At 75.2% G+C, this 13,387-nt stretch carries 11 protein-coding genes; 5 read left to right on the top strand and 6 right to left on the bottom strand.

What is annotated here, in order from left to right; all coding sequences use genetic code 11:
• Nucleotides 1-134: 134 nt before the first annotated feature.
• Together PV410_RS28005 and PV410_RS28010 are read right to left on the bottom strand one after the other, a co-directional pair.
• Nucleotides 135-1,118 (bottom strand): DNA polymerase Y family protein, encoded by a 984-nt coding sequence (locus PV410_RS28005; protein WP_500328490.1) that lies wholly within the window; start codon nt 1,116-1,118, stop codon nt 135-137.
• Nucleotides 1,115-4,585, bottom strand: coding sequence for a DNA polymerase III subunit alpha (locus tag PV410_RS28010; protein ID WP_500328493.1), 3,471 nt, complete (start codon nt 4,583-4,585; stop codon nt 1,115-1,117). Before PV410_RS28010 ends, PV410_RS28005 begins: the two co-directional genes overlap by 4 nt.
• A gap of 170 nt (nt 4,586-4,755) precedes the next feature.
• On the opposite strand from PV410_RS28010, the gene PV410_RS28015 reads away from it, so the two are divergent.
• Nucleotides 4,756-5,637, top strand: a complete 882-nt coding sequence (locus PV410_RS28015) for a nuclease (RefSeq protein WP_500328495.1) — start codon at nt 4,756-4,758, stop codon at nt 5,635-5,637.
• On the opposite strand, the gene PV410_RS28020 is transcribed toward PV410_RS28015, so the two are convergent.
• Nucleotides 5,624-6,841 carry an amidase gene (locus tag PV410_RS28020; protein ID WP_500328497.1) on the bottom strand — a complete coding sequence of 406 codons (1,218 nt, stop codon included), beginning with the start codon at nt 6,839-6,841 and terminating at the stop codon, nt 5,624-5,626. The genes PV410_RS28015 and PV410_RS28020 overlap by 14 nt on opposite strands.
• 93 nt (nt 6,842-6,934) lie before the next feature.
• On the opposite strand from PV410_RS28020, the gene PV410_RS28025 reads away from it, so the two are divergent.
• Together PV410_RS28025 and PV410_RS28030 are read left to right on the top strand one after the other, a co-directional pair.
• The gene (locus PV410_RS28025; RefSeq protein WP_500328499.1) at nt 6,935-7,756 is read left to right on the top strand and encodes a TIGR04222 domain-containing membrane protein; all 822 of its coding nucleotides are present in this window, start codon (nt 6,935-6,937) and stop codon (nt 7,754-7,756) included.
• A 173-nt stretch (nt 7,757-7,929) separates the two neighbouring features.
• Nucleotides 7,930-8,220 (top strand): hypothetical protein, encoded by a 291-nt coding sequence (locus tag PV410_RS28030; protein ID WP_500328501.1) that lies wholly within the window; start codon nt 7,930-7,932, stop codon nt 8,218-8,220.
• A gap of 54 nt (nt 8,221-8,274) precedes the next feature.
• Here PV410_RS28030 and PV410_RS28035 read toward each other — a convergent pair whose 3' ends face one another.
• Nucleotides 8,275-9,390, bottom strand: a complete 1,116-nt coding sequence (locus tag PV410_RS28035; protein WP_500328503.1) for a S1 family peptidase — start codon at nt 9,388-9,390, stop codon at nt 8,275-8,277.
• Nucleotides 9,391-9,541: 151 nt separating this feature from the next.
• On the opposite strand from PV410_RS28035, the gene PV410_RS28040 reads away from it, so the two are divergent.
• Nucleotides 9,542-10,384 (top strand): GNAT family N-acetyltransferase, encoded by an 843-nt coding sequence (locus tag PV410_RS28040; RefSeq protein ID WP_500328505.1) that lies wholly within the window; start codon nt 9,542-9,544, stop codon nt 10,382-10,384.
• Here the strand turns inward: PV410_RS28040 and PV410_RS28045 are convergent.
• Together PV410_RS28045 and PV410_RS28050 are read right to left on the bottom strand one after the other, a co-directional pair.
• Complete coding sequence (locus PV410_RS28045) at nt 10,377-11,378, bottom strand: slipin family protein (RefSeq protein WP_500328507.1); 1,002 nt, start codon at nt 11,376-11,378, stop codon at nt 10,377-10,379. The genes PV410_RS28040 and PV410_RS28045 overlap by 8 nt on opposite strands.
• Nucleotides 11,379-11,479: 101 nt before the next feature.
• A complete protein-coding gene (locus PV410_RS28050; protein ID WP_500328509.1) occupies nt 11,480-12,436 on the bottom strand; it encodes a helix-turn-helix transcriptional regulator in 957 nt (318 codons plus the stop codon).
• 62 nt (nt 12,437-12,498) lie between these two features.
• On the opposite strand from PV410_RS28050, the gene PV410_RS28055 reads away from it, so the two are divergent.
• Nucleotides 12,499-13,387: winged helix DNA-binding domain-containing protein (locus tag PV410_RS28055; protein WP_500328511.1), on the top strand; the 889-nt coding region annotated here is incomplete at its 3' end.

Consider the following 13,387-nt stretch of genomic DNA (forward strand, 5'->3'; position numbering starts at 1 on the left):
TCCCGTGCAGCCTGTGATCCGGATCACCAGAGTGCTGAGCTTCCGTCAATTTACGGAGGAGTAACAAACGTCGCTAGCTACCGGTGGGTAAAGAATTCATCACGCCGGCTTCACGTCGATGTGATAATGGACCGTCAGGCCGCACCCGACAGTGCCGCGGGCATCAGCGCCCGCGGGCCGAAGCGGGCTCGCGCCCGGTCCGCGACCGCCTCGATCCGGCGCGCCTTCTCGTCCCCCGGGTCCAGGCTGAGCTGCAGCGTCGCGAGACCGGCGTCCGTCAGCCCCTCCGCACGCAACGCGAGGCCGCGCACCCGGGCACGCTGCAGCCCCAGCCCCTCGTAGAGCCGGTACGCGGCCTCGGCGAGGGCGGTGCCGTGGCCGGTGGGCTCGGGCAGCGCGCGGGTGCGGGTGGTCGTGGAGCGGTCGGCGTAGCGGACGGTGAGGGTCAGTGAGCGCGCGACCCGGCCCGACGCGCGCAGTGAGGAGCCCAGTTCCTCGGTGAGCGACAGCAGGGCGCGGCGGTGCCGCACCGGGTCCAGTTCGTCGTGGCCGAAGCGGCGCTCGGCGCCGGCCGAACGGGCGGGGGCGTTCGGGACGACCGGGGGCGGGTCGATGCCGCGGGCCCGTTCGTGCGTCCTGCGGCCCGCCGCGGCGCCCAGGATCCGCTGCAGGGTGCTCAGGGGCGCGGCCGCGACGCGCCCGACGGTGTCCAGGCCGTACGTGCCCAACTGCCGTGCCGTCGCCGGGCCGACGCCGTGCAGCGCCGCCACCGGGCGGTCGGCGAGGAAGGCCGCCACGGCCGCGGGGTCGGTGGGGGCGGCGCGCACCGCGCCCTCCGGTCCGCCCTGCGCCGCCATCCGGGCGAGCAGCTGGTTCGGGCCGACGCCGATCGTGCAGTCCACACCGTGGAGGGCGAGCAGCCGCACCCGCAGCAGCGTGGCCAGTTCCACGGCGTCGCGCCCGAAGTAGCGCAGCGCCCCGCGGACGTCGGCGAGCGCGGCGTCGGGCGGGAGCGCCTGGACGACCGGGGTGAAGCCGCCCAGCAGCCCGAGGAGTCGCTCGTACAGCGCCTCGGCGGCGTGGAAGTGCACGTACAGCACGTGCAGGTCGTCCGTCATCGCCCCGCGCTCCCCGGACTGGAGTGCCACAGCTTGCGGCCGGTGGGAACGCCCTCGCCCGCGGGCCGCAGATCGGCCCAGGGGTGCATCTCGTACCCGGTGGACATCCGGACCCGGCGGCCCCCGGGCGGGGGTGCGGGGAGGCCAGGGGGCTCGCCCGGGGTCTCGGCCAGGCGGGCCGCGACCGCCTCCAGGCCGCCCTCCCTGCGCAGTTCGACCAGTTCGGCCAGGTTCCAGGCGGCGGCGCCGACGACGGACAGGCTCTGCGGTCCGCGGCGCTGGACCACCCCGCGGACCAGCAGCAGCCAGGAGTGGAAGACGGTGTGGGCGCAGGTCTCGTGGCTGTCGTCGAAGAAGGCGAGGTCGACCAGGCCGGTGCCGTCGTCGAGGGTGGTGAAGATGACCCGGCGCCCGGAGCGGATGGGCGGGGTCTGCGTGGCCGCCTTGGCCCCGGCGACCAGCACGGTCTCGCCGTGCCGCACCTCGCGCAGCCGGTTCGCCGGGATCGCGCCCAGCTCCTCCAGGAAGGCGAGGTGGTCGTCCATCAGGTGGCGGGAGGCGTCCATGCCGAGGGCGCCGAGTTCGGCGCCGAGCCGCTCGCCGTCGTCCATGTCGGGCAGGCCGGCCGGCGCGAACGCCGGCTCGCCCTCCCCTCCGGTCAGGGTGAGCTGGCCGTCGTAGGCGGAGGCCCGGCCCTGCCGGTGCACTTCGGCGACCTGGAGCAGCATGTCGCGGCGGTTGCCCCCGAAGGGGTCCAGCGCGCCGACCTGGACCAGGCGTTCGGCGGCGGCACGGCCTGGGCGGGCGCGCTCCCAGAGGTCCTGGAGGGAGGAGTAGGGCTGTCCGGCGGTGATCCGGGCGACCTCGGCCTCGCTGATGCCGTGCACCTCGGAGAGCGCGAGCCGCAGCCCCCACACCTCCTCGCCCACCTCACCACCCCCCTCACCGGACACCAGTTCGATTCGATAGGCCGCGCCCGACCGGTTGACGTCCAGCGGCAGCACCGGCACCCCGCGCCGCCGCGCGTCCGCGAGCAGCAGCCGCTTGGGGTACATCCCGGGGTCATGGGTGAGCACCCCGGCGTAGAAGGCCGCCGGATGGTGCGCCTTGAGCCAGGCGGACTGGTAGGTCGGCACGGCGAAGGCGACGGCGTGCGCCTTGCAGAAGCCGTACGCGCCGAAGGCCGAGACGATCTCCCAGGTGCGCCGGATGACCTCGCGGGAGTAGCCGCGCCCCCGGGCCGCGTCCGCGAACCAGGCCCGCAGCCGTCCCTGCCGGGCCTCGTCCGACAGCGCGCGCCGCGCCTCGTCGGCGAACCCCCGGTCGCAGCCGGTCATGACGCTCATGATGTCGATGAGCTGCTCGTGGAAGACGACCACCCCGTGGGTCTCGCGCAGCACGGGCTCCAGGTCGGGGTGCGGGTAGTGGACGGGCCTGCGGCCGTGCCGGGCGTCGATGAAGGGCCGCACCATGTCGGCGGCGACCGGCCCGGGACGGAACAGGGAGATGTCCACGACCAGGTCGTGGAAGGTGGCCGGCTGCAGCCGCCCCACCAGGTCGCGCTGGCCCGGGGACTCGATCTGGAAGCAGCCCAGCGTCTCGGCGGACTGCACCAGTTCGTACGTCGCGGGGTCGCCCTGCGGGATGCGGTCCAGGTCGATCCGGCCGCCGCCGGTGCGTTCCACCTCGTCCAGGGTGTGCGCCATCGCGGACTGCATGCGCACCCCGAGCACGTCGAGCTTGAGCAGCCCGAGGTCCTCGACGTCGTCCTTGTCGAACTGCGCCATGGGGAAGCCCTCGCCGCTGGTCGGCACGACCGGTGTGCGCTCCAGCAGCCCGGCGTCCGACAGCAGCACCCCGCAGGGGTGCATGGCGACCCCGCGCGGCAGCGCGTCCAGCGCCTCGACCAGCTCCCACAGCCGGCCGTGGTCCTCCCCCGCCACCTGCCGCAGCTCGGGCAGCTCGGCGAGCGCGGCCCGCGCGTCGCGGGCCCGGATGTGCGGGAAGGCCTTGGCCAGCCGGTCGGTCCGCTCCGGGTCCATCCCGAGGGCGGTGCCCACGTCGCGCACGGCGTGCCGGACGCGGTAGGTCTCGGGCATGGCGACGGTGGCGACCCGCTCGCCGCCGAAGCGGTCCAGGATCCGCCGGTAGACCTCCAGCCGGCGGGCCGACTCCACGTCGATGTCGATGTCGGGCAGCGAGGCCCGCCGCCCGGACAGGAAGCGTTCCATGAGCAGGTCGTGCTCGACGGGGTCGGCGGCCGCGATGCCCAGCAGGTGGTTGACGAGCGATCCGGCGCCCGAGCCGCGCGCGGCGACCCGGATGCCCATCTCCCGCACGTCGGCGACCACCTGGCCGACGGTGAGGAAGTACGAGGCGAAGCCGAGCCCCTCGATGATCCGCAGCTCGTGGTCGAGCCGCGCCCAGTACTCCGGCTCCCGGTCGTGGCCCTCGCGGACCATCCCGGCCGCGCAGCGCGAGCGCAGCACGCGGTCGGCGGTGCGGGCGCCCGCGCCGACGAGCTGCGGCTCGGGGAAGTGCACCTGCCCGAGCCCCAGGTCCTCCTCCGGGTCGACGGCGCAGCCCGCGGCGGTCTCCTCGGTGGCCCGCAGCAGCCGGTGGGCGTCGCCGCGGGCGAACCCGGCCGCCTCCATGACCCGCTCGGCGGTGCGCGCCATGTCCCCGGCGTCCTTCAGCCAGCGCTCCCCGCTGTCCAGGCTCCCCGCGTCGCGCACGTCGATCGGCACCAGCCGGCGCGCCGAGTCCAGGACGTCGGCCACCTCCCCCTGGCCGGGGTCGGCGTAGCGGACGGCGTTGGTCAGCACCGGGACGACCCCCTGCTCGACGGCGAAGCCGACGGTGCGGGCGGCGAGCCGCAGCGAGCCGGACCCGGTGCCGGTGCGGCCGTGGTGCACGGCCTCCAGGCGCAGCGCGTCCCCGTACACCTCGCGCCAGGGGCGCAGCAGCCTGGCGGCCCGGTCGGGGCGTCCGGCCGCCAGGGCGCGGCCGACCTCGGAGTCCGCGCCGAGCAGCACGTACACCCCTTCCCGCCCCAGGTCCTCCCAGCCGATGCCGCCGTCGGTGTGGGCGGCGCTGACCAGCCGGCACAGCGCGCCCCAGCCGCGGCGGTCCCGGGCGAGGAAGACCGCCCGGTCGGTCGCCTCCGGCACGAAGGCCCCGCCGCGCACCGGGGTGCGCCGGCGGGCGGCCGGCGGACCGGCCTGAGGGGCGGCGCCCTCCCCCGCGTACGCCGCCGGCACCGCCAGGGAGGCGCCGAACAGCGGCCGCACCCCGGCCCGCGCGCACGCCTTGGCGAAGCGCACCACGCCGGCCACCGTGTCCCGGTCGGTCAGCGCCAGCGCGTCCATCCCCCGTTCGGCGGCGCGCTCGGCGAGCCGCTCGGGGTGCGAGGCCCCGTACCGCAGCGAGAAGCCGGAGACGGTGTGCAGGTGCGTGAATCCCGGCATACGCACCTCCGACCGCTCACGTCTCCCCCCTTCCGGACCCTCCGCCACCCACCATAGACCACTTGTCGAACACGTGTACGAAGACACGCCGGATCCCTGTCCTCCGCCACCCTCCGCGTGGTTTCCTGCACACGACGTCACCGACGCTCACACCCCGATGGGGAGTCGCCATGCCGATGCTGCTGGTCAAGGGCTCTTTCCAGATAAAGAACACCGAACCGGACGGGGACACCGTGGGCTTCACCCCCACCCGTCACCCCGACTGGAACCGCATCAGGGGCGGGCTCGGGCTCGACCTCACCCACTCCTGCCGGGGCAAGCTGCGCCTGGACGCCGTCGACGCGCTGGAGACCCACTACGGGCCCACCTCCGCCCCGGCCCACCAGCCGCTGCCCTTCGCCCACGCGGCCCGGGACGAGCTGCTGCGGTGGCTCGGCTTCACCGCCGTGGAGCGCGGGCCCGGCGGCGAGCGGGTCGTCGCCGCCAGCCCCGAGAGCGTCCCCGGCTGGATCCTCACCGGCGGGGTCGACGTGCACGGCCGCTGCGTCGCCCTGGCCGGACGGGGCGCGCTGCCGGAGGGCACGAAGAGCGGCCAGGAGGTCACGGTCGGCGTGCCGCTGCTGCGCGCCACCGTCAACCACCACCTGGTCGCCGAGGGCCTGGCCTACCCGACCTTCTACAGCAACCTCCACGAGGACCTGCGCCGGGAGCTGACCGACGTCGCCCGGCAGGCCCGCGAGGCGGGCAGGGGGCTGTGGCCCGGCGACGTGAGCACCAGCGGCGCGAAGGTCACCGGGCTCTCCTCGCTCACCGACGACGTGGTGCTCGTCCCCAAGCTCTTCCGGCGGCTCTTCGACTACCTCGCGCTCGGCGAGCCCTCCCTCGCCGCCTTCCGCGCCTACCTGGCCGGGGCGGCCGACACCTACCGGATCCTGTCCTCGGACACCCCGCGCGCGCAGGTGCGGGGACTGCACCACGTCGTCGAGGTGACCGGCGACCACACCGTGCGGATGACCGTCCCGGTCGAGGACCTGGTCTTCATCGAGGCATGACGACCGGGGCGAACTCCGCAGCCCACCGCAGCAGTTCCTCGTCCTCGCCGGGGCGCCCGACGACCTGCAGACCGAGCGGCAGGCCGTTCGCGGCGTACCCGGCGGGCAGACTCACCGCGGGGAAGCCCGCGTTGCTCCACGGCAGGCACATCACCGAGTCGCCGGTGCTGCCCAGGCCGAACGGGGCGGGGCCGGTGGCGGACGGCGCCAGCCAGACGTCGACCTCCCCCATGGCCGCCAGCAGCCGCTCGCGGAAGACCCGGCGCTCGCCCACGGCCCGCTCGTAGTCGTCGCGGCCGACGGCGTGGCCCTCGCGGATGGCGGCGACCGTCTGCTCGCGGTACAGCCGGCCGTGCCGGGGGAACCAGTCGGCGTGCGTACGGGCCACCTCGTAGCGGTTCATGACGTACAACTGCCGTACGACCGCCTCGAACTCACCCGGACCCGGCATCAGCGGCACCTCGCGCACGGTCCAGCCCGCCGCCTCCAGCCGCTTGGCCCGCGCCGCGAAGGCCTCCCGCGCCTCCGTCCCCGCGCGGTCCAGGTACGGGCCGACGGGGACGCCGAGCACCGGCCGGCCGTCGCCGGCCGCCGGCTCCCGCCAGTCGTCGCACAGGACGGACGCGCCGAGCGTCGCCGTCGCGACGTCCGCGGCGAGCACCCCGACCGTGTCGAAGCTCGGGGCGTTGGCGATCACCCCGTCCACCGGGACGCGCCCGAAGGTCGGCTTGAAGCCCACCACCCCGCAGTAGGCCGCGGGCCGGACCACCGAGCCGACGGTCTGCGTCCCGACCGCCAGCGGCACCATGCCCGCCGCCACCGCGGCCGCCGATCCGCTGCTCGAACCACCGGGTGTGTGGGCGGTGTTGTGCGGATTGCGGGTCGGCCCCGGCGCGGTCACCGCGAACTCGGCCGTCACCGTCTTCCCCGCGACCAGCGCCCCTGCCGCCCGCAGCCGGTCCACCAGCGGTGCCTGCGGCCCGGCCAGCACCTCCGCCGGTACCGCGGACCCGGCCCTGGTGTCCATCCCGTCGATCCGGACGATGTCCTTGACGCCCACCATCACCCCGGACAGCACGCCCGGCGGTGCCGCGGCCGCCTCCGCCGCCAGCCGGCCCCGCCGGTCCGGTTCCCGTACGAACGCCTTGATCCGGGCGTCGAGCCGGTCGATGCGGTCACAAGTCCGTGCCACCAGATCCGTCACGGCGGCCACGCTACGCCGAAAAGCTCCGGCCTTCCTCAAACAGCGCGTCATCGCCGCGCCCACGGGCACACCGACCACAGGGGGTGGTGCGACATGTCATGGCTCGCATGGACATATCCGGTGGCCGAGGTGGCACTGCTCGTCACGGCGGGGGTGCTGCTGCGCGCACCGCGCGTCGCGGCCTACGAGCTGACGGACCCCCACGAGGCGGCCTACCTGCGCGACGGGCGCCGCGGCACGGTGGTCGTCGCGTTGGTCGCGCTGCATCTGCGCGGCACGGTGGACGCCGGCGCGCACCGCACCGCGCGCATCTCCGGGCCGCTGCACGGGCTCTCGCAGCCGCTGCAACTGGCCGTCTACCAGGCCCTGTACCGGCCGGCGGGGGTGAACACCGTCGCCACGTCGCGGCCGGTGCGGCGCGAACTGGACGTACTGCGCGGGCGACTGGCCGGCGCGGGGCTGATCCGGGGCGACCGGCGTCGGCGTACGGCCCGTGCGCTGCTCTGCGCGGCCGTGCCGACCGCGGCCGCGGAGCTGGTGCCCGGCGCCCTGACGGCCTGGGACCCGTTCCGGACGGCCGTCCCCGCCCTCACGGTGGCCGCCGCCCTCGCCCTGTGGAGGGTGCCGCGGCGCACCCGGGCCGGCCGCCGCGTCCTGCGGCGGGCCCAGGAGCGTTTCCCGCGCCCGCGCACCCGCAGGGCCTCACCCGAGTCGGTCCTCCTGGCGGTCGCCCTGCACGGCGGGCCGGCGCTGCGGCTGGCCGTCCCGCACTTCGCCGGGGAGGCCGGGCTGCTCGCCCACCACGACAAGGCCGAGAGCCTCTACGGCGTCAACCACTGGCACAGCGGCGGCGGCGGCACGCCCACCTCGTGCGCGAGTTCGGGGGCGGGCGGCTGCGGCTCGGGAGGGGTGTGAGGGTACGCGTCCTCCCGGACGGCCCAAACACCGCATCGGTGCGAGATTCGTCACGTCCCGATGTCACATGGGTGCTCCCACGTCCCGTGCGTCAACCCGTGTCACGCGCGCGTCACCCCGGTGGCTACTCAGGGGTTGCGAAGCCAAGGGGACGGCACGATTTACTGACCGCCATGACGGCGACCGACACCACCTCCAGACCCGTGGCGCACCCCGGCCGGCTGCGCATGATGAGCCACCTGCGCCGCCTCGCGGCCGCCGGTCTGGTGGAGCCGCCGTGCGGCGCACGGCCCCTGCGGGACCCGCAGGACGAGGACGCCGAGGTCTGGGACGACTTCCGGCACCGGCTGGCGGCCCTGCTGGTCGGCCTGCACGAGGATGCCCAGGCACCCCGCCCGGCCCCTCGGGCCGTGCACGTCGGCGCGACGGTGACGGCCTTCCCGCTGCACCGCCGGTTCAGCTGACCCCCCGGCCGCCGGATCCGCTGGATCCGGCGGCCCGCCCGCACCACGTGGACGTCAGCCGAGTTCCGCCCCGACCGCGGCCAGCGCCGTGGTCACCGGCTGGAAGAAGGTCTCCCCGCCCGCCTGGCAGTCCCCGCTGCCGCCGGAGGTGAGGCCGATCGCACTCCCGTCGCGGCTGAACAGCGCGCCCCCGCTGTCGCCCGGCTCGGCGCAGACGTCGGTCTGGATCAGCCCGGTGACGGTGCCCTCCGGATAGTTGACCGTCGCGTCGAGCCCGAGGACCGTGCCCCCGTGCAGCCCGGTGGTGCTGCCCATCCGGAACACCTCCTGGCCCACGGCCGCCTCGGCCGCCCCGTTGATCGCCAGGGCACGGCCGTCGCCGAGGCTCACCTGGCTGGGCGCCTGGGTGTCCGGGTCGTCGTACGTCACGAGGGCGAAGTCGCCGTCACCCGGGAAGGTCGCCTGCCGTACGGTCGCGATGGGCGTCCCGCCCTGGCTGTCCGACCAGTTCGCGAACGCGACCCCGCAGTGGCCTGCGGTGAGGAAGGCCGGGGCGCCGTCCTTGACGACATTGAAGCCCAGCGAACAGCGCGCGCCGTCGGCGAAGATGGCGTCCCCGCCGGCCACCAGGGGCTTGAACTCGCCCGCGGACTTGTGGATCCGGGCCATGCCGCCGCCCAGGGACCGCACGGTGGACTCCAGGGTGTCCCACTTGCCGCCGGTGACGGTGCGGTCCGCGGTGACCAGGATCCGGTTGGTCCGGGGGTCGACGGCCCAGGCGGTGCCGGGGATCGTGGCGCGCTGCTTCAAGGTCCGTGCGGCGGCGCCCAGTTCGGCGGCGCTGTTCTCGACCGTCCGGGTCGCGGCGCCGGCCTTCCCGGCCTGCGCGGCCACGTCGTCGCCGTCCCCTGCGACCACGTTCACCACGAGCTGCCTGCTCGCCGCGTCGTAGTACGCCCCCGCGATGGACGGGCCGAACCGCGAGCCGAGCCGCGCGGCGAGTTCCGCGGCGGCCGCGGCGGTGAGCCGCTTCGGCGAGGGGGCCTGCGGACCCTGCGCGGCGGACTGCGACGCGTTGGCGTTGGGCAGCAGTACGGCCGCTGCCGCGATGGCGGCGGCACCGGCCGCAACGAACACGATCTTCCGCTTGGCTATCTGTTTGTGCTTCAACTCGTGACCTCCTGTGGGGGGATACAGGCCGGATCGTCGGGCGCAAGGGGGGGAAGCGTCGTTCCGTCTGACATACGCAGCCCCGCCCCGTCGCGTTCACCGCGGCCCATCCGCTCGCGCCCGGGGTCGCGGTTGTGGTGGAATCCGCCCGATGAGCACTTTCGACCCCTCCCTCGTGGCGCTGGAGTACCGCGCCGCCTACGACCGGCAGTTGCGCGCCCGTGTGCCCGCCGACCTCTCGCGGTACGAGTCGGTGGAACGCGACGGCCCGCTGCTGCGCAAGACCTACCGGCACGGGGAGGCGGGGTTCCTCGACTACCGCGACCTCGGCGGGCTGGACGGGCCCGGGCTGGACGCCCTGATCGCCCGGCAGCGGGACCACTACGCCGCGCTGGGCGTGCCGGTGGAGTGGAAGTACCATGCGCACGACCTGCCCGTGGGACTGCCGGACCGGCTGGTCGCGGCCGGCTTCGTGCCGGAGGAACCGGAGACGGTGCTGGTCGGCGAGGCGCAGGCGCTGACGGCCGCCCCGGCGCTGCCGGAGGGCCTCGCGCTGCGGGAGGTCGGCTCACGGGCGGACTTCGAGCGCATCCGGGAGATGGAGGAGACGGTCTGGGGCGTGCCCCACGACTGGCTGCCGGGGATGCTGGAGAGCGAGGTGTCGGGGCCCGGCGACCCCTGCGCGGTGGTCGTCGCCGAGACCGCCGACGGCACGGTGGTCTGCGCCGGCTGGGCCCGTTTCCACGAGGGCACCGACTTCGTGTCGCTGTGGGGCGGCTCCACCCTGCCGCAGTGGCGGGGGCGGGGCGCCTACCGGGCGACGGTGGCGCACCGGGCCCGGCTCGCGGTCGCGGCGGGTCACCGCTTCGTGCAGGTCGACGCCTCCCCGGACAGCGCCCCGATCCTGGCCCGGCTGGGGCTGCTGCCGGTGGCGGTGACCGTTCCGTACGTGTGGCGGCCGGACGTGCCGCAGGCGGAGGGCGGGCTCAGCTGACGTCGGAGGGCCGCTGCGGCCGGACGGTGTCCAGCAGCGGGTCCGCCGAGAGGGCCTCGCGCAGGTCGGCGGGGAGCTCCTCGGCGGGCTCCACCACCGGCGCACCGGCGGCCGGCGCCTCCGCCGCGGCGGCCCGCGGTGCGGGCCCGGGGGGAGGTGCGGCCGCCACCGGGGGTCCGGGGGGAGGTGCGGCCGCCACCGGGGGTCCGGGCGCCGGCTGCTGTCCGACGGCCGGGTAGGGCGCCGGCTGGGCGCGCTCGAGGAAGCGCAGCAGCTCCACCGGGAAGGGCAGGACCAGGGTGGAGTTCTTCTCCGCGGCGACGGCGACGACCGTCTGCAGCAGGCGGAGCTGGAGCGCGGCGGGGGTGTCGCTCATGACCGCCGCGGCGTCGGCGAGCTTCTTGGAGGCCTGGAACTCGGCGTCCGCGTTGATGATCCGCGCCCGGCGCTCCCGCTCGGACTCGGCCTGGCGGGCCATCGAGCGCTTCATCGTCTCCGGCAGCGAGACGTCCTTGATCTCGACGCGGTCGATCTGCACGCCCCAGCCGATGGCCGGGCTGTCGATCATCAGCTCCAGCCCCTGGTTGAGCTTCTCGCGGTTGGAGAGCAGGTCGTCCAGGTCGCTCTTGCCGATGATCGAGCGCAGCGAGGTCTGCGCCATCTGCGAGACGGCGAAGCGGTAGTCCTCGACGTTGATGATCGCGTCGGCCGCGTGGACGACCTTGAAGTAGACCACCGCGTCCACCTTGACCGTGACGTTGTCGCGGGTGATGCCCTCCTGAGCGGGCACCGGCATCGTCACGATCTGCAGGTTCACCTTCCGCATCCGGTCGACGATCGGGACGATCATGGTGAATCCCGGGTTCCGCACCCCGCCCCTGACCCGGCCGAGCCGGAACACCACGCCCCGCTCGAACTGCTGCACCACACGGGCCCCGGCCACGAAGTACAACGCTCCTGCCGAGAGCACGGCGGCAATCAACTCGACGACCATCACGGCCCCCTGGGGTCCGGAATCGCAGTACTTCCACGGTACCTCGCGAGTAACCCGCCGGATACGGGCCGGGATGCCCCGGTTACGGGCCCGGTGCCGGCCTACCGCGGCGCACCCGCCGCCCGGGCGAGGCGGTCCGCGACGACCCGCAGCCGTTCGGCCAGCTCAGGGGGCTCCCGCACCTCGAAGTCGACGCCGAGCATGCCGATGTAGACGGCGAGCGCGTCGAGGGACTCGGAACCGGTGCGCAGCACGCAGCTGTCCGGTCCGGTGGACTCCACGGTCGCGTAACCGGCGTACTCGGCCACGGCCTCGGCGGGGGCGTGCACGACCACGACGGCCTGGTGGCGGTAGGCCCGCGAGGTGACGCCGCGGGCGACGTACGACGCGGCGTCCGCCGGAGGCCGCCGGGGCGTGAAGCGGGGGCCGGCCGGGGACTTGGGGTCCATCCGGTCCACGCGGAAGGTGCGCCAGTCCTGCCGGTCGGTGTCCCAGGCGAGCAGGTACCAGCGGCGGCCGTGGTGGACCAGGCCGTGCGGCTCCACCGTGCGGCGGCTGGCGGTGCCGCCGTGCGCCCGGTAGTCGAAGCGCAGCCGTTCGTGGTCGCGGCACGCGGCGCCGATCGCGGTCAGCACGTCCTGGGCGACGGCGCCCGGCACGGTCGCGGGCCGGGCGACCGCGACGGCCTCCATGGCCTGCGCCCGGCGGCGCAGCCGGGAGGGCAGCACCTGTTCCAGTTTGGCCAGCGCGCGCAGCGAGGTCTCCTCGATGCCCTCGACGCTGCCCCCGGCGCCGGTGCGCAGGCAGAGCGCGACCGCGATCGCCTCCTCGTCGTCGAGCAGCAGCGGGGGCAGGGCGGCGCCCGCGCCGAGCCGGTAGCCCCCGGCGGTGCCGGGGGTGGCGTGCACGGGGTAGCCCAGGGCCCGCAGGCGCTCCACGTCGCGGCGCACCGTCCGGGCGGTGACCTCGAGGCGTCCGGCGAGTTCGGGCCCGGTCCAGTCGCGCCGGGACTGGAGCAGGGACAACAGGCGCAGCAGTCGGGCGGAGGTTTCCAGCACGGCACCAGTCTGGCAGCCATCGCGGACGGTTCCTGGCCGCATTCCGCCCTACCGTGACGCCCATGGAGACCATCCCCGAAGGCACCGTCCTGGACCGCCGGACGCTCAACCGTTCCCTCCTGGCCCGGCAGTCGCTGCTGGGGCGGGTGCGCACCGGTGCGGAGGAGATGGTCGAGGCCCTGGTGGGACTGCAGGCGCAGGAGCCGCAGGACCCGTACGTCGCCCTGTGGTCCCGGATCGAGGACTTCGCGCCGGAGGAGCTGTCCGGGATGCTCGCGGACCGGCGGGCGGTGCGGATGTCACTGCTGCGGTGGACGGTGCACCTGGTGACGGCACGGGACTGCATGGCACTGCGCCCTGTGGTGCAGGACGTGCTCGAACGGCGCCTGCTCGGGCAGTTCCGGCGCCAGCTGGCGGGGCTGGACCTGGCGGAGGTGGCCGGGGCCGGCCGGGCGCTCCTCGAGGACGGCCCGCTGTCCCCGAGCAGGCTCGGGGACGCCCTGCGGGAACGCTGGCCGGACCGCGAGCGGCTGCCGCTCAGCCTGGCCGTCACGGCCCGGGTGCCGACCGTGCAGCCGCCGCCGCGCGGCCTGTGGCGCACCTCGGGCGCGGCCCTGCAGACCCCGGCCGACCGGTGGCTCGGCCGGGACTTCGACTTCGCGGCCGGCTCCGCGCCGGACGCGGCCGTCCTGCGCTACCTCGCCGCCTTCGGCCCCGCGTCGGCCGGGGACGTCGCCGTATGGTCGGGGCTGACCGGGCTCCGCGCGGTCATGGACCGGCTCCGCCCGGGGCTGCGGGTCTACCGCGACGAGAAGGGCACCGCGTTGTACGACGTGCCGGACGCGCCCTTCCCCGACCCCGGGACGAAGGCGCCGCCCCGGTTCCTCCCGCAGTACGACAACATCGCCCTGTCGCACGCCGACCGGACGCGGATCATGCTGCGCAACCCCT

The sequence above is a fragment of the Streptomyces sp. PA03-5A genome (assembly GCF_033792725.1).
GTDB lineage: Bacteria > Actinomycetota > Actinomycetes > Streptomycetales > Streptomycetaceae > Actinacidiphila.

Excerpts from the sequence above, each read along its gene's own strand:
- PV410_RS28005 (WP_500328490.1), bottom strand. The coding sequence starts at position 1,118 with ATGACGGACGACCTGCACGTGCTGTACGTGCACTTCCACGCCGCCGAG.
- PV410_RS28010 (WP_500328493.1), bottom strand. The coding sequence starts at position 4,585 with ATGCCGGGATTCACGCACCTGCACACCGTCTCCGGCTTCTCGCTGCGG.
- PV410_RS28015 (WP_500328495.1), top strand. The coding sequence starts at position 4,756 with ATGCCGATGCTGCTGGTCAAGGGCTCTTTCCAGATAAAGAACACCGAA.
- PV410_RS28025 (WP_500328499.1), top strand. The coding sequence starts at position 6,935 with ATGTCATGGCTCGCATGGACATATCCGGTGGCCGAGGTGGCACTGCTC.
- PV410_RS28030 (WP_500328501.1), top strand. The coding sequence starts at position 7,930 with ATGACGGCGACCGACACCACCTCCAGACCCGTGGCGCACCCCGGCCGG.
- PV410_RS28040 (WP_500328505.1), top strand. The coding sequence starts at position 9,542 with ATGAGCACTTTCGACCCCTCCCTCGTGGCGCTGGAGTACCGCGCCGCC.
- PV410_RS28045 (WP_500328507.1), bottom strand. The coding sequence starts at position 11,378 with ATGGTCGTCGAGTTGATTGCCGCCGTGCTCTCGGCAGGAGCGTTGTAC.